This window comes from Cellulomonas sp. (assembly GCF_035634735.1).
In the GTDB taxonomy this organism is placed as follows: Bacteria; Actinomycetota; Actinomycetes; order Actinomycetales; family Cellulomonadaceae; genus Cellulomonas.
The window spans coordinates 1-18162 of the sequence record NZ_DASQCJ010000172.1 but is presented as its reverse complement, the minus strand read 5'-3'; the positions used below and the strand labels follow the sequence as shown (position 1 = coordinate 18162).

Genomic DNA, 18162 nt, shown 5'->3' with positions numbered 1-18162 from the left:
GTCAGGCGGACGCGGTCGCGCGCTCCGGCCGCGGCGGGCGCGGCTCCGGCATCGCCTCCGCGCTGCGGGTGACCAGGACCGGGCACTCGGCGCGCTGCACGACCGGCCGGCTGGTGGACCCGAGCACCAGGCTGGCGAACCCGCCGCGGCCCCGGGTGCCCACCACGAGCAGGCTCGCGTGCCGCGAGCGCCGCACGAGCGCCTGGGCCGGCCGCCCCTCGGCGAGGTCGAACGACACCTCCACGTCCCGCCGGGACGCCGCCCACGACCGCCCGCGCTCCAGCACGCGCTCCGCCTCCTCCAGCGCCACCTCGCCGGGCGAACGCTGCGGGTAGGTGAACGCCCAGTACGCGGCGCTGGTGGTCTCCACCGCGGTGGTCCACGCCGTCACCACGCTCACGCCGGTGCCGAGGTGGACGGCCTGGTCGCAGCCCGCCTCCAGCGCCCGGAACGACCCGGCGGACCCGTCGAAGCCGACGAGCACCGGGTCCCGGCCCGCGCCCGCGCGCGCCGCGGCGGGCACCACGACCACCGGGCAGCGGGCGCGGTGCAGCACGCCGGTCGCGGCGGAGCCCACCAGCGCGTTCACCACGCCGGCGCCACGCCGGCCGACGACGACCATCCGGGCGTCCGCCGCCCGGTCGACCAGCACCCGCGCGGGCGGGCCGTGCCGCACCTCGGGCCGGACGTCGACGCCGGGCGCGGCCTCGACCGCGATCCGCGCGCCCTCCTCCGCGACCTGCCGCACCTGCTCCTGGACCTCGCGGCCCAGCCAGGACTCGCCCGCACCGCCGCCCTCGCGGCCGGCGAAGCCCCAGACGTGCACCACGTCGAGCTCCCAGCCGCGGCCCGCCGCCTGCGTCGCGGCCCACCGGACCGCCGCGGCCGACTCGACCGACGTGTCGTAGCCGACGACCACCCTGTCGTCCATCTCCCGCACCTCCGTCCAGCTGACGCCGGATCAGACCACCATGCGCCCCGCCCCCCGGGGAGCGCCAGGCCCTAGGTCCCTGGCGCCGACGGGTCAGCGCCCCGCCGCAGGTCAGCGCCCGGTGGACTCGGCGGCCCGCCGCCCCGCCCGCGCCTCACGACGTCAGCTCCACGTCCACCAGCACCGCGAAGTGGTCCGACGGGTACCGCCCGCCCACCGGCTCGGTGCCGGCCAGCCGGGCCCCGTCCGCGCGCAGCGTCCCCCCGGGCCGGCCCGGCCGGGCGAGCACGTGGTCGATCCGCCGGTCGATCAGCTCGGTGACCTCGCGGGGCGCCTCCGGCACGACCGAGCTCAGGGTCGCCGCGCCCGGGTCGCCGCCGCCCAGCGGCCACAGGTCCGCGAGCTGCCGGGTCAGCGCCGCCAGCTGGGGGCCGTCGGGCCGCGCGTTGAGGTCGCCCAGCACCAGGACCGGCAGGTCGCCGTCGAGCGCCGCATCGGCGGCGAGGTCCGCGAGCGCCCACGCCTGCGCCATCCGGTCCTCGGCGTACCGCGGCTCCCACTCGAGCGTCGCGACCACGACGTGCAGCGGCCCGGCCGGGTGGTCGAGCGTGGCGTGCAGCGCGTGCGCCGGCGGCCCCGGGCGCTGCGGCGCGGGCAGCGGCACGGTCCGGGTCGCGAGGGCGGGCCAGCGGGCCACCAGGGCGATGCCCATCTCGACGCCGGCCAGGTCCGGCTCGGGCGCGTCGGGCACCGGCGGCAGGCCGGTCGGCACGAACACCGCCGTCGGCAGGCCCAGGTGCTCGGCCACCAGGTCGGCCTGCGTGCGGTCCCCGTCCCGCCAGGTCTCCACGAGTGCGAGCACGTCCGGCCGGGCGTCCGCGAGCACGCCCAGGATCGCGGGCTCCCGCTCCCGCCACGCGCCCCCGAAGCGCCACCACACGTTCCACGTCATGGCCCGCACGCCGCCAGCGTAGGGACGACCGGCCCGACGCGCGCGCCCACCTGCGCGGCTGGCCCCCGGGGCGCCGCCGTGCCTACCGTGGTGCCTCCCCGACCCCGGACGAGAGGCACCCGCGTGCGCCGACCCGCCCTGCTGATCGGCACCGGCGCCGTCGTCCTCGTCCTCGTGCTGCTCGTGGTGGCGCTGCTGGTGCGCGACGACGGCCGGGACGACCGCCCCGACGACGGCTCCCCCGCGCCGACCGCCTCCGCGAGCACCCCGCCGGCCGAGGCCATGACCACCGTGCTGTCCAGCAGCTTCGACGAGGGCGACGAGGGCTGGTCCCCGCTCGGCGACGGCGTGCAGGTCGCCGCCGCCCAGGACGTCACGCACGACGGCGCGGGCAGCCTGCTGGTCTCCGGCCGCTCGGAGGCCTGGCACGGCGCCGCCGTCGACCTGTCCGGCTCCCTCGCCCGCGGCCAGGTGCACACCGTCTCGGCGTGGGTCCGGCTCGGCGACGGCGCCCCGGAGGCGGACGTGCAGCTGACCCTGGAGCGCGACCCCGGCGGCGACGACCCGCTGTACGTGCACGTCGCGCGGGTCGGGGCGTCGTCCGGCGACTGGGTCGAGCTGTCCGGCACCGCCGAGGTGCCCGAGGGCGACGGCGAGTGGCGGCTCTACGTCGAGACCACCGAGTCGACGGCCGACCTGCGGCTGGACGACGTCACCGTGCAGCGCCCGACCCCGGAGGTGCAGACCGACGTGACCGCGCTCAAGGACGCGACGGAGGTGCCGCTCGGCGTCGCCGTCGGGCCGCAGGACCTGACCGGCCGCCCCGCCGAGCTGCTGCTCCGGCACTTCGACCAGCTCACCCCCGAGAACGCCATGAAGCCGATCACGGTGCAGCCGGCCGAGGGCGAGCTCGACTTCGGCCCGATGGACGAGGTGCTCGACTTCGCGGCCGCCCACGGCCTGACGGTGCACGGGCACACGCTGGTCTGGCACCGGTCGACGCCCGACTGGTTCTTCGAGGCGCCGGACGGCCGCCCGCTGACCGGCAGCGCCGAGGACCGCGCCCTGCTGCTCGACCGGCTGCGCGCCCACACCCGCGCGATCGCCGACCACCTGGCCGAGCGGTACGGCGACGCGAGCCCGGTGACGTCGTGGGACGTCGTGAACGAGGCCCTCGACCCGCAGCAGCCCGACGGCCTGCGGCACAGCCGGTGGTACGAGGTGCTCGGCCCGGACTACGTCGCCGAGGCGTTCCGGATCGCCCGCGAGGAGCTGGGGCCCGACGTCGCGCTGTACCTCAACGACTACGACACCGACGCCCCCGACCGCCGCCGCGGGCTGGTCCGGCTCGTGATGGACCTGCAGGCCGCGGGCGCGCCGGTCGACGGCGTCGGCCACCAGATGCACGTCGACCTGGGCTCGGACGTCGACCGCGTCGCCACCACGCTCGACGCGGTCGCCGCGCTCGGCGTGCGGCAGGCGGTCACCGAGCTGGACGTCGCGATCTCGGGGCGGGACGAGCAGCTGGACCGCACCCCGCCGGACCGGCTCGAGGCGCAGCGCGGGCAGGTGCGCGACCTGGTCGCGGCGTTCGCGCAGCGGGACCTGGCGTTCGTCGGCGTGTGGGGCCTGTACGACACCCGCTCCTGGCTGCGGGCCTGGCCCGAGGAGCGGCCCTACGAGGCGCCGCTGCTGTTCGACGACGACCTGCAGGCGAAGCCCGCCTACGAGGGGTTCCTCGAGGGGCTGGGCGGGGCCGGGTGACGCCTCAGCGGTCGTCGTCGGCGGCGACCGCGCCCGCCCGGTAGACCACGAGCGCCACGTCGTCCTCCGCGCCGCGCGGGGCGAGCGCGCGCAGCAGGTCGTCCGCCACGGCGGCGGTGCGCGCGCCGGCCGGCTGCGCCGCCACCTCCGCGACCAGCCGGTCCAGGCCGTGCCGCAGCGACTCGCGCCGCCGCTCGATCAACCCGTCCGTGCAGACCACCAGCAGGTCGCCGTCGGCCAGGCGCTCGACGGCCTCCGGCCGCGCGGCGGTCGAGACCCCGAGTGCCGCGCCCCGGCCGCCGACCAGCATCTCCGCCCCGCCGGCCGCGCGGCGCAGCACCGGGGGCAGGTGGCCGGCCGAGGAGTGCACGACCGTGTGCTCCACCTCGTCGACGACGCCGCAGAACACGGTCGTGCACTCGGCCCCGGGCAGCGTGCGGGCGAACCGGTCGAGGCCGGCCAGCACGTCGGCGGGGCTGCGGTCCTCGAGCAGCAGCGCGCGGGTGGCCGCGCGGAGCTGGCCCATCCGGGCCGCCGCGTCGAGCCCGTGGCCCACGCAGTCGCCGACGACGAGCGCCCGGCGGCCGGGGCCGAGCTCGACCACGTCGTACCAGTCGCCGCCGACGGCGAGGTCGCCGACCGCGGGCAGGTAGCGCGCGACCACCCCGGCGACGCTCGACCCCTCGGGCACGATCGCGGCCTGCAGGGTGTCGCTGACCTCGCGGAGGTGGTCCACCTCGGTCTGGTGCCGCAGGGTCCCGCCGACCGCGGCGCCGACGATGCTCGCGACCAGGTGCAGGTACGAGCGGTACGCCTCGTCCCAGGGCCGGCGGCCGGCGCCGGTGAGCACCATGACGCCGACGGGGACGGCGTCGACGACGCCGGCGAGCGGGACGAGCACGGTCCGCCCCCGGTCCTCGGCCACGCCGGTGCGGGCGACCCGCTCGACGACGTCGCCGGGCACCTCGGAACCGCGGGAGGCGCCCGCGCTGCCCCGCAGCTCCAGGGCGCCGTCCGCGTCCCGCACGTACAGCGCGGCCGCCAGCACGTCGGGAGCGTCGTCGAGCAGCCCGAGCGTCGCGGACGCGAGCGCGTCCAGGTCGTCCCGCGCGGTGGTCAGCGCCGCGGACAGGTCGCCGAGCAGGCGCATGCGGCGCTGCTCGACCACCCGCTCGGTCGTCTCGGTGACGATGTCCAGCAGGCCCCGGACCTCGTCCGCGGAGTCGCGGATCGGCGAGTACGAGTAGGTGAAGTAGACGTCCTCGTCGTAGCCCGACCGGTTGGTGACCAGGTGCCGGTCGACCTCCCACGTCGGCTCGCCGCGCTGCATCACCGCGTCCACCGACGGTCGCAGGTCGTCCCAGATCTCCTTCCACACCTCGGCGAGGGGCGCACCCATCGCGCCCGGGTGCTTGTCGGAGCCGAGCATCTCCCGGTAGCCGTCGTTGTAGATCATGGTGAGGTCGGGGCCCCAGGTGACCAGCACGGGGAACCGGGTGCTGAAGCACATCTCGACGGTCAGCCGCAGCGCGGTCGGCCAGGTGCTCGGCACGCCGAGCGGCGTCGCCGCCCAGTCGACCTCGCGCGCCAGCAGGCCGGTCACGCTGCCGGCCGTGACGCGGACGAACCAGGGTGATCGCACGCTGGTGACCCTACGCGCGACGGCCCTCCGCCGCCGGACGACCGGGGCAGGACGGGCCGGGGTCAGCCGTCCCGGTAGAGGCAGAACGGGTGACCGGCCGGGTCGAGCAGCACCCGGCGCGACGGCTGCGGCTGGTGCGCGGCGAGCCGGGCGCCGAGGCGCAGCGCGCCCGCGACCGCCTCCTCCAGGTCCAGCACCTCCACGTCGAGGTGCACCTGGCGCTGCTGCCGGCCCGGCTCCGCGGGCCACACGGGCTGCTCGTGGTCGGGGCTGCGCTGCACGGCCAGGTAGGCCACGCCGGACGGCGCCGCCACGACCGCGTGGTCGGGCTCGTCGCCGACCACCTGCCAGCCGAGCACCTCGGCGTAGAAGGCCGCGAGCGCGGCCGGCTCCGGCGCGTCCAGCACCACGCCCCACCAGCCGTCCTCGGCGCGCCCCTGCATGCGCCCATCGTGGGGGCAGGTGCGGCCCGGCCGCACGTCGGGGGCCGCGGGGCGCGCCGCCCTGCAGGCGGGTCGGCGCGTCAGCGCGCGCCGAACTCCGCCACCCGCGGCACCGCCGGCGCCACGTGGTCGCGCACCCAGGTGGCCAGCGGCACCCCGGCCGGGGCCCGCAGGATCACGGTCTCCACGCCGAGGTCGGCGTACGGCCGCGCCGCCTCGACGAACCCGTCGACGTCCCCCCGCAGCAGCTCGTCGCCGCCCATCAGCAGCGTCACCCGGATGTCGCCGGGGTCCCGCCCCACGTCGTCGCAGTGCCCGCGCAGCACGTCGAGCTTGCGGCCGACCTCCGCGGGACCCGTCTCGAACAGGTTGCACGCGTCGCCGTACTGCGCCACCAGCCGGAGCGTCTTGCGCTCCCCGGACCCGCCGACCAGGATCTCCGGCCCGCGGCCCGGGCGGCTCAGCGGCAGCGGGCGGCACAGCGTCTCCGCCAGCCGGTAGTGCGTGCCCTCGAACGGGCCCTCGTCCTCGGGGTCCCACATCTGGCGGCAGATCCGCAGCGTCTCCTCGAGCCGCTCGAACCGCTCCTTCAGCGGCGGGTACGGCACCCCGAGCGCCAGGTGCTCCTTCTCGTACCAGGCCGCCCCGATGCCCAGCGTCGCGCGGCCCTGCGACAGCACGTCCAGGGTCGCGACGATCTTGGCGAGCAGGCCCGGGTGCCGGTAGGTCACGCCGGTGACGAGCGCGCCGAGCTGCACCGTCTCCGTGCGGCCGGCCAGCAGCCCGAGCGTCGTGTAGGCCTCCAGCATCGGGTCGCTCGCCGGGAAGCCCGCGGGCTCCATCTGGAAGAAGTGGTCCATCACCGACAGCCAGGCGAGGCCGGCGTCCTCCGCCGCCTCGGCGGTGTCGGCGAGCTCGCGGCCGAGCCGGGAGGGCTCGACCGCGTCGAACCGCATGAGGTGGGCGCCCAGGCGCATGGTGGCTCCTCGGGGGATCGTGCCGGGCGCGCGGGCCGCGCCGGTCCCCCGGACGATGCCGCTTGCAGCGCGCTCGAAGTCAAGGGGCCCGGGCGGCGAGCGGCGGGTCGGCGGCGGGCGGCGTCTGCTGAGGGCAGAACGGCGCGCCCGGCCGCGGCGGGGGTGGCGGCGTTAGCGTGGCGGGACCCGAGGAGGTCCGCCCATGCCGCACGTCGCCGCCGCCCCGCCGGCCCGTCCCGCCGCGCCCGCAGCCCCGCCGGCCCGTCCCGCCCCGCCCGCCGGCCCTGCCCGTCCCGGCGCGCCCGCCGCGCTCGCCGACCCTGCCGCGCCCGCCGCCGCCCGCCCCGAGCCGCCGCTGCGCGTGCTCGTCGGCGCCGTGCTCCGCCGGCACCGCGAGCGCCAGGGCCGCACCCTGCGCGACGTCGCCGACGCCGCCCGCGTGTCCGTGCCGTACCTGTCCGAGGTCGAGCGCGGCCGGAAGGAGGCGTCGTCCGAGGTGCTGGGCGCCGTGTGCCGGGCGCTCGGGCTGCGGCTGGTCGACCTGGTGGGCGACGCGCACGCCGTGCTCGCCCGCGCGGAGGGCCGGGTGGTCGTCGACCTGGCGGCCGCCCCGGGCGCGGCGGCCGTCTCCAGCCCGGCGGGCACCGTCGCCCCCGGGCTCGCCCCGGTCACCCCGCTCCCGACCCGGCAGCCCCCGCGCTCCGCGGTCCTGCTCGCCGCCTGACCGGAGGCCCGCGCCCCATCCCGGACGCGCGCGGCCCCCGGACCGGCCGGACCTGTCGGACGCCCGAGTGGAACGTTGTGACGGACACGCCGTCGGCGTGTCCGTCACAACGTTCCACTCGACCCGGGCGGTGGGGCCGGGACAGGGTGCGGATGAGCCGGGCCGGGCCGCCGGGCTTCCCGCGCCCCGCCGCCAGACCCCCCCGCGGTCAGGCCGCCGCGGACGGGGCCGGGGCCGGCTTCAGGGTGGTGATCACCGTGTCCGCGACGCCGTAGGCGACCGCCTGCTCGGCGGTCAGCACCAGGTCGCGGTCCGTGTCGGCCCGCAGCTGCTCCCGCGACCGGCCGGTGTGCGCCGCCAGGATCTCGTCCACCTGAGCGCGCAGCCGCAGGATCTCGGCGGCCTGCAGCTCCAGGTCCGCCGCGGTCCCCTGGGCCCCGCCCGACGGCTGGTGCAGCAGCACCCGGGCGTGCTCGAGCACGTGCCGCTGCCCCGGCGCCCCCGCCGCGAGCAGCACCGCCGCCGCGGACGCCGCCTGCCCGAGGCAGAACGTCGCGACGTCCGGGCGGACGTACCGCATGGTGTCGTAGATCGCGAGCAGCGCCGTGACCGAGCCGCCCGGCGAGTTCAGGTACAGGTGGATCGGCTTGTCCGGGTCCTCCTGCTGCAGGTGCAGCAGCTGGGCGATGACGACGTTCGCCACCCCGTCGTCGATCTCGGTGCCGATGAAGACGATCCGGTCGCTGAGCAGCCGGGAGAACACGTCGGACGCGCGCTCGCCGTTCGGCCGCTGCTCGACGACGACCGGCACGGTGTAGGTCCCGGCCATCACAGGCCCGCCCGTCGCTGCGCGGCGTCGGGTCGGACGTCGTCCAGGTGCTCGACCACGCGGTCCACGAACCCGTAGGCCAGCGCCTCCTCGGCGGTGAACCAGCGGTCCCGGTCGGAGTCGCGCTCGATCGTCTCGACGGTCTGGCCGGTGTGCTCGGCGATCAGCGCCTGCATCGTCCGCTTGGTGTGCGCCATGTTCTGCGCCTGGATCGCGATGTCGACGGCGGTGCCGCCGATGCCGCCGGACGGCTGGTGCATCAGCACGCGCGCGTGCCGCATGACGTTCCGCTTGCCCGGGGTGCCGGCGCTGAGCAGGAACTGCCCGGCGCTGGCCGCGAGCCCCATCGCGAGGGTCGCGACGTCGTTCGGGATCAGCCGCATCGTGTCGTACATCGCCATCGCGGCCGTGACCGAGCCGCCGGGCGAGTTGATGTAGAGCGCGATGTCGCGGCGCGGGTCCTCGGCGGACAGCAGGAGCAGCTGGGCGCACACGCGGTTGGCGACGGCGTCGTCGACCTCCTGGCCGAGCACGACGATGCGCTGGTGCAGCAGCCGGGCGGCGAGGTCGTCGTCGAACGCGCGGGCCGGCGGGGCCTCGGCGCGGGCGGCGGGCGGGACGGGGACGGGTGACATGCGGGCCTCCTCGGTGGGGTGGTCCTCGCACGCTCGCACCGCGCCGCCGCCCGGCGGGGCCGGGTCTGCCGTGGGCAGACGGCGTCTGCCGGCAGCAGACGGCGCTGCTCCCCCGCCCGGGTCAGGCCGCCCGGCTCAGCCCGCCGCGGCCGGCAGCCGGTCGTCGGCGGCGGCCCCGGCGAGCCTCGCCGATCCCGCAGCCCGCTCGTCCCCGGCGGCCACCACGTCCGCCACCACGACGGTCACGTTGTCCCACGCGTCCGCGTCCAGCGCCTCGCCCACCAGCGCCTCCGCGACGGCCTCCGGCCCGCCGGCCGTGCCGAGCAGCGCCAGCACCCGCTCCTCCGGCACGTAGTCCGTGAGCCCGTCGGTGGACATCAGCCACCGGTCCCCCGGCCGTGCGTCGACCTCGAGCACCGTCACGTGCGCCGCGTCCTCCGCGTCGCCGGCGAGGCAGTGCAGGATCACGTTCCGCCGGGGGTGGTGCGCGGCCTCCGACGCGTCGATGACCCCGGCCTCGACGAGCAGCTGCACCAGCGAGTCGTCCCGGGTCACCCGGCGGCCCTCGCCGTCGCGCCACAGGTAGGCCCGCGAGTCGCCGATGTGCATCACGCGGACCGCCTCGTCCGCGCAGAACACCCCGGTGAACGTCGTCGCCATGCCCTCCAGCGACGGGTCCGAGCGCACCCGCTCGGCCAGGTCGGCGTTCGCGGTCGCGACGGCGGCGCGCAGGTCCTCGGCGGTGAACCCGTCCCCGCCGGCGGCCGCGAGCGCGGTCATCAGCCGGTGCGCGACGGTCCAGGAGGCGACGTCGCCCCCCGCGTGGCCGCCGACGCCGTCGGCGACGAACGCGTACCCCGGCGCGCAGCCGGCGGAGTCCTCGTTGTGCGGCCGGTGCTCGCCCGCGACCGAGCGCAGGGCGGTGTCGAGGGTCAGCGGCACTGCGGCACCTCCAGGGGGGTCGGGCACCTCGTGACCCCACGATGCCACGTCCGGGCGCACCTGCGTACCGGACCTCAGCGGATCAGCCCGCGCAGCGCCTCCGGCCGCACGTCCGTCTGCCCCGCGACGACCTCGCGCGCCCGGTCGGTGGCGTCCCACACGTTCCACAGCAGCACGCCCGCGACCCGGCCCCCGTCCAGGTAGTAGACGACGCCCGCGCCGAGGTCGTCCGCGTGCCAGTCCTCGACGGTCTCCAGCGACGCGTCCAGCCGGCCGACGGCCTCGTAACCGAGCTCGAACAGGTCGGAGTAGAAGAACGGCGTGTGGTCGTACGGCTCGTCGGCGCCCGCCAGGTTGCGCCCCGCCTGCCGGCCCATCGTGGTCGCGTTGTCGACGTGCTCGACGCGGCGGCGCCCGAGCAGCCGGTCCGGGTACTGCGCGACGTCGCCCGCGGCCCACACGTGCGGGTCCGACGTCCGCAGCCGGTCGTCGACCAGCACGCCGTCGTCGACCTCCAGGCCCGCGGACCGCGCGAGGTCGGTCTCGATCTCCAGGCCCGCGCCGACCACCACGCCGTCCGCCTCGAGGGTCCGCCCGTCGTCCAGGGTCACCGTCACGCCGTCCGGCCCCGACTCCGTCGCGGCGACCTTCGCGCCGCGCAGCAGCGTCACGCCCGCCTCGGCGTACCGGCGCTCGACCCGCCGGGCCAGCGCGTCCGGGAACGTCGCGCCCGTGAGCACGTCCTGGGTGAACACCAGCGTGACCCGGGTGTCGTTCTGCACCAGGGCCGCGGCGAGCTCGGTCCCGATGTAGCCGCCGCCGACCACGACGACGTGCCGGCCGCCGCCCGCGAGGTCGCGCAGCCGCTCGTAGTCCCGGACGGTGCGGAAGTAGATGACCCGGCCGGAGTCCTCGACCCCCGGCAGCCGGCGCGGGTGCCCGCTGGTGGCGAGCAGCAGCGCGCCGTAGCCGACCGTCACGTCCGCGTCGGTGGTGACCGTGCGCGCCGCGGTGTCGACCGCGACCACCGACTCGCCGAGCAGCAGCTCGGCGCGCGCCTCCTCGGCGGTGGGCAGCCACACCTGGTCGAACGTGAACTCCGGGTCGGTCCAGAGCTTCTTGGTCAGGGCGGGCCGGGTCACCGGCGCCGTGGGCTCGCGCCCGACGACCAGGACGGTGCCGTCCGGGTCGACCTCCCGGATGCCGTGCGCGGCGGCGTCCCCCGCCATGCCGGCCCCGACGATGACGTAGTCGTAGCTGTCCCGCACCGTGTCTCCTCACCCCGTGCCGTCCCACCTCAGCCTGGCCCGGCGGCGGGCGGCGCGCCACCCCCGGGTCAGGGCAGCGGCGTCACGGTCCACGACCCGCGCGTGCCGAGCACCACCACGCCGGGCATCCGGACGTCCACCCGCTCGCTGAACGCGACGTCGTCACCCAGCAGCAGCGTGTCGGGGTTGCCGGACTCGGTGACGTCGACCGCCGAGAACACCCGGGCGGTCATCGAGTCGTCGGCGTCGACCGGGACGTAGTCGAGCTGCACGGCGGCGGCGTCGTCGCCGACCAGGAGCACGGCCGCCCCGGTCCCCTGCTGCACCCCGGTCACCGGGGGCAGGTCGTTCCAGCTCTCGAACCGCAGGGTCCAGGGCCCCTCGGCGCGGACCACGACCTCCTGCTGCGGGTCCGACTCCTTGAAGATGTCCACCAGGTACGACCCGGTGAGCGGTGCCGGGCCCTCGCCCCACGCGGACATCCGCTCCTCGGCCGACAGCACGACGCGCCCGGTGCAGGCCGAGCAGTCCAGGTGGGCCACCACGCCGAACTCGCCCTGCCGCAGCACCTGCACCACCGCCGCGCCCGTGCCGGACACCGTGGCCGGCGCGCCCTCGGCGACCGCGCCCGCGTCGAGGCGCTGCTCCGGGAGCGGCTCCTCTGTCGGGGTCGGGTCCGGGGACGGCGTGGCGGTGGGCGCCGCCGTCGCCCGCGGGGCGGACGCGGCCGCCGTGCGCGCGGCCTTCGGGCCGGGGTCGGCGGTGCAGCCCGCGACGACCAGGAGCAGCAGAGCGGGCACGGCGAGGGCGGCGCGCGGGCGCCCGAGCAGGGAGGTCACCCGGGCAGCGTGCCCTGGACGACCCGCCCGCGCGAGACGACGGCCACGATGTTCTCGACCCGCAGCGCGTCGACGTCCTCCCACGGGCGCCCGCGCAGCACGACGAAGTCGCTGCCCAGGCCGGGGCGGAGCCGCCCGGTGACGTCCCCGAGCCGGATCGCGTCGGCCGCGTCCGAGGTGGCGGCGGCCAGCGCCCGCGCGGGCGTCCAGCCGAACATCGCCGCCATCGTGCGCACCTCCTCCATCTGGTCGCCGAACCCGACGAACTGGCCCGAGGCGTCCGTGCCGAGCACGAACCGCACGCCGGCCTCGGCCGCGCGGGCGAACCCGGCGTCCCGCAGCGCGACGACGTCGCGGGCCTTGGCCTGCGCCTCGGCGGACACCGGGCGGCGCGCCTCGGCGATGATGTCGTTGATCAGCAGCGTCGGCGCGACCGGCAGGTCCCGCTCGACCAGGGCGGCGAGGTGGTGCTCGGCGATCGCGGTGCCGTGCTCGATCGAGTCGACGCCCTCGGCGAGCGCGATGTCGAGGCCCTCCACGGAGTGCGTGTGCGCCGCGACCAGCATGCCGAGCGCGTGCGCCTCGTCGACCGTGGTGCGGATCTCCTCGGTGGTCTGGTTGCGCCAGCCGACCTTGTCGCCCATCGACAGCACGCCGCCGGAGGTGTAGATCTTCACGCCCGCGGCGCCCGACCGGGCCCAGACCCGGACCAGCTTGCGGCACTCGTCCGGGCTGTCGGCGGTCGGCGGCCGGTGCGGGTAGTGCGGAGGGACGAACAGGTCGCCGTGCCCGGCGGTCATGCCGACCTGGCCGTGCGACAGCAGGCGCGGGCCGGTGAGCACGCCGGCATCGAAGGCCCGGCCGACGGCGAGCTGGATCGAGTCGGCGGCGAGGTCGCGCAGCGTGGTGACGCCGGCGCGCGCGCAGCGCAGCGCGTTGGCCGCGACGTGCAGCGACCGCTCCTCCGGCGGGGTGAGGATCGGCCACGCCGACGGGTCGGCGGCGGGCGCGCCGGCCGGGTACCCGAGGTGCACGTGCGTGTCGACCAGGCCCGGGACCACGCTGAGGTCCGCGTGCCGGGCGGGCGCCTCCTCGACCGCGAGGATCTGGTCGCCGGACCAGGTCAGCCGGGCGGGGCCGACCTCGCGCTCGCCGTCCCAGAGCGGGAGGCCGTCGAGGACGTTCTCGTGGGTGCTGTCGGTCATGGCGGGGGTCCTTCGCGGGTGGTGCGGGCCGGGGCGGGCCCCGGCGGGGGTCGGTGGGGCGGGCGGGCGCCCTAGAGGCGGGGCGTGATCTCGCCGACCACGCGGTCGTCGGCGTCGACCAGCGGGAGGTGCCGCCAGCGGTCGAACGCGCCGCAGGGGTGGCTGATGCCCAGCCGGAGCACGGTACCCGGGGCGACGGCCGTGCCCGGCGGGACGCGGAGGAAGGCGTGGTGGTCGTTGACGCCGGTGACCTGCCACCCGGCGACGTCCGGCGCGTCCGCCCCCAGCGCCCCGAGCACGACCGGCAGCCGGTCGTCGGTCGGCACCTCGCGGCGCCCGAACCCGGCGATCACCAGCCCGTCCTCCGGCGCCGACAGCACCGACGCGCGCAGCTCGAACGCGGGACGGAGCGTCGCGGTCCCCCGGTCGGCGCCGAGCGGCGAGGTGCGCCGGTAGACGCCGTGGTCGTGCGTGACGTAGCAGCCGGACCGCAGCACGGTCGTGACCGGGCGGTCCCACATCGCGGGGCCGAGCTCGCGCGCGACCAGGTCGAAGTACGACGAGCCGCCCGCGGTGACGACCGGCACGCCGGCGACGAGGCCCTGCTCGGTGACGGCCGTGACCAGCGCCCGGACCCGGGCGAGCAGGTCGACCGCGCCCGTCGGGGCCCCGGGGTCGTCGCCGGCCGGCATCAGGCCCTCGAACGCGGAGACGCCCGCGAGCCGGACCCGGTCGGCGGCCGCGACCCGCCCGGCCAGCGCCAGCGCCGCGACGTCGTCCCGCACGCCGGTGCGCCCGCCGGGGAACCCGAGCTCCAGCAGCAGCGGCAGCGGCCGGTCGGGCCGGAGCCGGTCGAGCTCGGCCAGCAGCAGGTCCAGCCCGGCCTCGCCGTCGACGTAGCAGAGGTACTCGGTCGCCGAGCCGGCGGCGAGCAGGTGCTCGGCGACCCAGGCGATCGACCCGCGGTCGACCAGCACGTTCGCGTGCAGCACCCGCCCGACGCCCCAGCCCGCGAGTGTGCGGACCTGGGCGGGCGTGGCGGCGGTGAAGCCCCACGCGCCCGCGGCCGCCTGCCGGCGGACCAGGTCCCGGGACATGTGCGTCTTGGCGTGCGGGGCGAGCTGCACGCCCGCGGCCCGGCACCAGTCGGCCATCGCCCGGACGTTGTGCTCGATCGCGTCGTCCCGCAGCAGCATCGCGGGCAGCTCGAGGTCGGCGGCCCCGGCGGCGGTCGCCCCGGCGGCGGTCGCCCCGGCCCCGGCGGCGTGCCGGCCGCTCACGCGCGCGCCCCCGCCCGGCCTACCGGCTCCGGCCGGCCCGCCCGCAGCACGCGCCCCGCGCGCACCCCGGTGAACTCCCCGCCGTCCACGACGACGGTCCCGGCGAGCACCGTGCAGACGACCCCGGAGGGCCGCTCCCACGGCCGCTGCGGCGTCCCCGGGTGCCCGACGGTGGCCGGGTCGAACACCGCCACGTCCGCGATCGCGCCCGGGACCAGCCGGCCGCGGTCGGGCAGCCCGAGCGCGTCGGCGGTCAGCGAGGTCATCTTGCGCACCGCCTCCGCGAGGTCGAGCACGCCGAGGTCGCGGACGTACCGGCCGAGCACCGTCGGGAAGCAGCCCCAGCCGCGCTGGTGCGCGTTGCCGACCGGCACGGAGTTGTCCGAGCCGATCGCGATCAGCGGGTCGGCGAGGATCGCGCGCACGTCGTCCTCGGCCATCAGCTCGTAGACCATCATCGCGCCGGGGTCGGCGAGCACGAGGTCGCACAGCGCGTCCCACGCGTCGAGCCCGCGCGCGGCGGCGACGTCGGCGACGCTCCGGCCGAGCAGCGCGGTGTCGGCGTGCATGCTGAGCAGCACGCCCGCGGGGGTGGTCTGGGTCCAGGACCCGGAGCCCGGCCCGCCGGCGAGGGCGCGCTCGAGCAGGGCCGCGCGCGTCGACCGGTCCGACAACCGGCGCACGAGCTCGGCGCGCCCGCCGACCTGGGCCTCCGCCGGCAGCAGCGCGGTGAGGAAGCTCTCCCCCGTCGTGTACGGGTAGGCGTCGCCGTGCGCGTCGATCCCCTCGGCGCGCGCGGCCCGCAGCGCGGCGAGCAGCTCGCCGGCCCGGCCGTGGTTCCGGCGACCGGCGGCCTTGCAGTGCGACACCTGCACCCGGACGCCGGTGTGCCGCGCGACGTCGAACGTCTCGGCCAGCGAGTCCGCCAGGCCGTCGCCCTCGTCGCGCATGTGCGTGGCGTACGGGCGGCCCCAGCGGGCGGCGACCGCGGCCAGCGCGGCGACCTCGTCGGTGTCCGCGTACACCCCCGGCGCGTAGATCAGGCCGGTCGAGAACCCGAACGCGCCGTCGGCGAAGGCCGCGTCCGCGAGCGCGACCATCCGGTCCAGCGCGCCCGGCGCGAGGCGCTCGGCCATGCCGTTCGCGCTGATCCGGAGCGTGTGGTGCCCGACCAGCGACGCGACGTGCGTCGTCGGGCCGTGCTCCTCGACCGCGTCCAGGTACTCCCCGAACGTGCGCGGCCAGGACGACACCCCGGCCGCGACGGTCGACGAGATCGGCCGGTGCAGCTCGACCGCGCGGTCGTCGACCAGCGGGGCCGCCGAGTTGCCGCAGTTGCCGACCACCTCGGTGGTCACGCCCTGCAGCACCTTGAACGGCTGCGCGTCGGCCATGAAGGGCACGACGTCCGAGTGGGTGTGCGCGTCGATGAACCCGGGCGCGACGACCAGGCCGGCGGCGTCGACCACCGGCGCCCCGGCCGGCGCGGTGGCGGCGAGCCCCGGGCCGACCGCGGCGATCCGGTCGCCGGCCACGAGCACGTCCGCGACGACGGGCGCCGCGCCGGTGCCGTCGACGACGGTCCCCCCGCGGACGACGAGCGTCACGGGCCCCGCGGGCGCCGCGGTCACGACAGCTGCCCGATCCGCTCCTGCACCAGCGTGTCCACGATGCTCAGCACCGCGTACGCCAGCATCGTCACCGCGGCGACCGTGATCGCCGAGGCCCACATCGCGTCGTAGCCGAACGAGCCCGCGGCCTTGGAGATCGCGCCGCCCAGCCCCTGGCCGGTCGACAGCCACTCGGCGATCATCGCGCCGGTGACCGCGGACGGGACGGCGATCCGCGCGGAGGCCAGCGTCGACGGCACGGCCGCCGGCAGGGCCACCTTGCGCAGCACCGTCCAGGACGAGCCGCCGTACGCGAGCACCAGGTCCCGGTGCTCCCCGGAGACGCTGCGCAGGCCGTACAGGATGTTCGCCAGCGCGGGCAGGAACACCACGAGGATGACGATCGCCGTCACGCCGGCCTGGCCGATGCCGAAGATCAGCGTGATCAGCGGCGTCAGCACCACGAGCGGGATCGACCGCAGCACCATCGCGGTCGGCATCACGATCCGCTCCAGCACGGGCGACACGCAGAACACCACGGCCAGGGCGAACGCGGCGGCCAGGCCGACGACGTACCCGATGCCCGCGTCCCGCACGGTGACCGCGAGGTCGGCGGCGATGGTCGCGCGGTGGTCCGCGGCGCCCTCGGCGGTGACCACGTAGGCGAACACGTCCCACGGGCGCTTCCCGATCAGCGGGCTGACGTCGAACGCCTCGAGCACGGCCACCCACAGGGCGAGGGCCACGACCACGGCCGCCGCGAGGGTGCCGACCCGGCGGGCGACGAACCGCCCCGTCCCGCCGATCATCCGCGCGTCTCCTTCGCCCAGGGGGTGAGGACCCGCCCGACCAGGCCGACGAGCGCGTAGCCGCCGAGCGCGATCAGACCGGCCAGGATGCTCAGCGCCCACACGCGGTCGGGCTGGATCTGGCGCTGCGCCGCGTTGAGCGCCACGCCGATGCCCGCGTCGATGCCGCCGAGGTACTCCCCGACGACGGCGCCGAGCAGCGCTGCCGGGACCGCCACCTGCAGGGCGGTGACGATCGCCGGCAGCGCCGACATGAGCTGGACCTTGCGGATCCGGGTCCACCGGCCGCCGCCGTACGCGGCGACGAGGTCCAGCGAGCTGCGGCTCGCGGAGCGCATCCCGAGGATGGCGCCGACGAGCGTGGTGAAGAACACGAGCAGGGCGCCGAGGAAGATCGCCGAGGCGCGGCCGCCGAAGATGACCATGACGATCGGGCCGATCGCGGTCACCGGCAGGCACGCCGAGATGACGCCGATCTGGGTGACGACGTCCTCCAGCCGCGGCACGACCAGCACGACCGCCGCGAGCGCCAGGCCGGCGAGGTTGCCCCACAGGTAGCCCTGCGCGGCCCGGGTCAGCGTCGGGACGACGTTGGCCTCGTAGAACGGCCAGCCGTCCGCGACCGCGGACCGGGCCACGTCGACCGGGGACGGGAACGAGGTGCTGTTCTCCAGGTTCGCGGTCATCGCCCACCACAGGGCGACCAGCAGCACGATGCCGACGGTGCCGCCGACCCAGGGACGGGCCAGGGCGCCGCGGAACCGCGCGAGGGCGACGCTCACTCCGCGGCCTTCCCGGCGGCACCCGGGGAGAACAGCAGCCCCGACAGGTGGTCGACCACCTCGTGGAACTCCGGCGTCCGCATCATCTCCGGCGTGCGCGGGCGCTCGAACGGGATCTCGACGACCTCGACGATCCGCCCCGGGCGCGCCGACATCACGGCGACGTAGTCGGACAGCAGGGCCGCCTCGGCGATGCCGTGCGTGACCATCAAGGTCGTGGCGGAGCGCTCGGTCCAGATCCGCTGCAGCTCGAAGTTGAGCCGCTGCCGGGTCATGTCGTCGAGCGCGCCGAACGGCTCGTCCAGCAGCAGGAAGTCCGGCCGCACCGCGAGGGCCCGGGCGATCGACGCGCGCTGGCGCATGCCGCCGGACAGGTGCGCGGGGCGGGACTTCTCGAAGCCGGTCAGGCCGACGAGCTCGATCAGCTCGTCGACGATGCCGTCGTCCCGGCGCTTCTGGATCTCCAGGGGCAGCCGGATGTTCTTCTGCACCGACCGCCACGGCAGCAGCGCCGGGTCCTGGAACGCGAT

18 protein-coding genes are annotated in these 18162 nt (G+C 77.0%); 2 read left to right on the top strand and 16 right to left on the bottom strand.

Annotated features, from left to right (window positions below; all coding sequences use genetic code 11):
* Nucleotide 1: 1 nt before the first annotated feature.
* Both VER05_RS14330 and VER05_RS14325 read right to left on the bottom strand, forming a co-directional pair.
* Nucleotides 2-931 (bottom strand): universal stress protein, encoded by a 930-nt coding sequence (locus VER05_RS14330; protein ID WP_324846009.1) that lies wholly within the window; start codon nucleotides 929-931, stop codon nucleotides 2-4.
* Between the two features lie 154 nt (nucleotides 932-1085).
* Nucleotides 1086-1883: an endonuclease/exonuclease/phosphatase family protein gene (locus tag VER05_RS14325; protein ID WP_324846031.1), complete on the bottom strand. Its 798-nt coding sequence runs from the start codon at nucleotides 1881-1883 to the stop codon at nucleotides 1086-1088.
* 123 nt (nucleotides 1884-2006) lie between these two features.
* Between VER05_RS14325 and VER05_RS14320 the strand changes: the two genes are divergently transcribed.
* Nucleotides 2007-3647: an endo-1,4-beta-xylanase gene (locus VER05_RS14320; protein WP_324846008.1), complete on the top strand. Its 1641-nt coding sequence runs from the start codon at nucleotides 2007-2009 to the stop codon at nucleotides 3645-3647.
* 4 nt (nucleotides 3648-3651) lie between these two features.
* Here VER05_RS14320 and VER05_RS14315 read toward each other — a convergent pair whose 3' ends face one another.
* From VER05_RS14315 to VER05_RS14305, 3 genes are all read right to left on the bottom strand, one after another.
* Nucleotides 3652-5289: a SpoIIE family protein phosphatase gene (locus VER05_RS14315; RefSeq protein WP_324846007.1), complete on the bottom strand. Its 1638-nt coding sequence runs from the start codon at nucleotides 5287-5289 to the stop codon at nucleotides 3652-3654.
* Between the two features lie 62 nt (nucleotides 5290-5351).
* Nucleotides 5352-5732 (bottom strand): VOC family protein, encoded by a 381-nt coding sequence (locus VER05_RS14310; protein ID WP_324846006.1) that lies wholly within the window; start codon nucleotides 5730-5732, stop codon nucleotides 5352-5354.
* An 80-nt stretch (nucleotides 5733-5812) separates the two neighbouring features.
* A complete protein-coding gene (locus VER05_RS14305; RefSeq protein WP_324846005.1) occupies nucleotides 5813-6709 on the bottom strand; it encodes an LLM class F420-dependent oxidoreductase in 897 nt (298 codons plus the stop codon).
* Between the two features lie 355 nt (nucleotides 6710-7064).
* Here VER05_RS14305 and VER05_RS14300 point away from each other — a divergent pair, with 355 nt between their 5' ends.
* Nucleotides 7065-7433, top strand: coding sequence for a helix-turn-helix domain-containing protein (locus VER05_RS14300; protein ID WP_324846030.1), 369 nt, complete (start codon nucleotides 7065-7067; stop codon nucleotides 7431-7433).
* Nucleotides 7434-7641: 208 nt separating this feature from the next.
* Here the strand turns inward: VER05_RS14300 and VER05_RS14295 are convergent, their stop codons facing one another.
* The 11 genes from VER05_RS14295 to VER05_RS14245 all read right to left on the bottom strand — a co-directional run.
* Nucleotides 7642-8262 carry an ATP-dependent Clp protease proteolytic subunit gene (locus VER05_RS14295; RefSeq protein WP_324846004.1) on the bottom strand — a complete coding sequence of 207 codons (621 nt, stop codon included), beginning with the start codon at nucleotides 8260-8262 and terminating at the stop codon, nucleotides 7642-7644.
* Nucleotides 8262-8897 (bottom strand): ATP-dependent Clp protease proteolytic subunit, encoded by a 636-nt coding sequence (locus tag VER05_RS14290; protein ID WP_324846003.1) that lies wholly within the window; start codon nucleotides 8895-8897, stop codon nucleotides 8262-8264. The genes VER05_RS14295 and VER05_RS14290 overlap by 1 nt, the downstream gene beginning before the upstream one ends.
* Before the next feature lie 135 nt (nucleotides 8898-9032).
* Nucleotides 9033-9839: a PP2C family protein-serine/threonine phosphatase gene (locus tag VER05_RS14285; protein ID WP_324846002.1), complete on the bottom strand. Its 807-nt coding sequence runs from the start codon at nucleotides 9837-9839 to the stop codon at nucleotides 9033-9035.
* A gap of 74 nt (nucleotides 9840-9913) precedes the next feature.
* Nucleotides 9914-11107, bottom strand: coding sequence for an NAD(P)/FAD-dependent oxidoreductase (locus VER05_RS14280; protein WP_324846001.1), 1194 nt, complete (start codon nucleotides 11105-11107; stop codon nucleotides 9914-9916).
* A gap of 68 nt (nucleotides 11108-11175) precedes the next feature.
* Nucleotides 11176-11946, bottom strand: a complete 771-nt coding sequence (locus VER05_RS14275; protein WP_324846000.1) for a hypothetical protein — start codon at nucleotides 11944-11946, stop codon at nucleotides 11176-11178.
* Entirely contained in the window at nucleotides 11943-13151 is a 1209-nt protein-coding gene (locus VER05_RS14270; protein ID WP_324845999.1) for an amidohydrolase family protein, read from the bottom strand. The genes VER05_RS14275 and VER05_RS14270 overlap by 4 nt, the downstream gene beginning before the upstream one ends.
* Before the next feature lie 71 nt (nucleotides 13152-13222).
* On the bottom strand, nucleotides 13223-14431 hold the full coding sequence (locus VER05_RS14265; protein ID WP_324845998.1) for an alanine racemase: 1209 nt from the start codon (nucleotides 14429-14431) through the stop codon (nucleotides 13223-13225).
* A complete protein-coding gene (locus tag VER05_RS14260) occupies nucleotides 14428-16062 on the bottom strand; it encodes an N-acyl-D-amino-acid deacylase family protein (RefSeq protein ID WP_324845997.1) in 1635 nt (544 codons plus the stop codon). Before VER05_RS14260 ends, VER05_RS14265 begins: the two co-directional genes overlap by 4 nt.
* A complete protein-coding gene (locus VER05_RS14255; RefSeq protein WP_324845996.1) occupies nucleotides 16059-16850 on the bottom strand; it encodes an ABC transporter permease in 792 nt (263 codons plus the stop codon). The genes VER05_RS14260 and VER05_RS14255 overlap by 4 nt, the downstream gene beginning before the upstream one ends.
* Entirely contained in the window at nucleotides 16847-17632 is a 786-nt protein-coding gene (locus tag VER05_RS14250) for an ABC transporter permease (protein WP_324845995.1), read from the bottom strand. Before VER05_RS14250 ends, VER05_RS14255 begins: the two co-directional genes overlap by 4 nt.
* On the bottom strand, nucleotides 17629-18162 hold a 534-nt coding region (locus tag VER05_RS14245; RefSeq protein ID WP_324845994.1), incomplete at its 5' end, for an ABC transporter ATP-binding protein. The genes VER05_RS14250 and VER05_RS14245, both read right to left, overlap by 4 nt.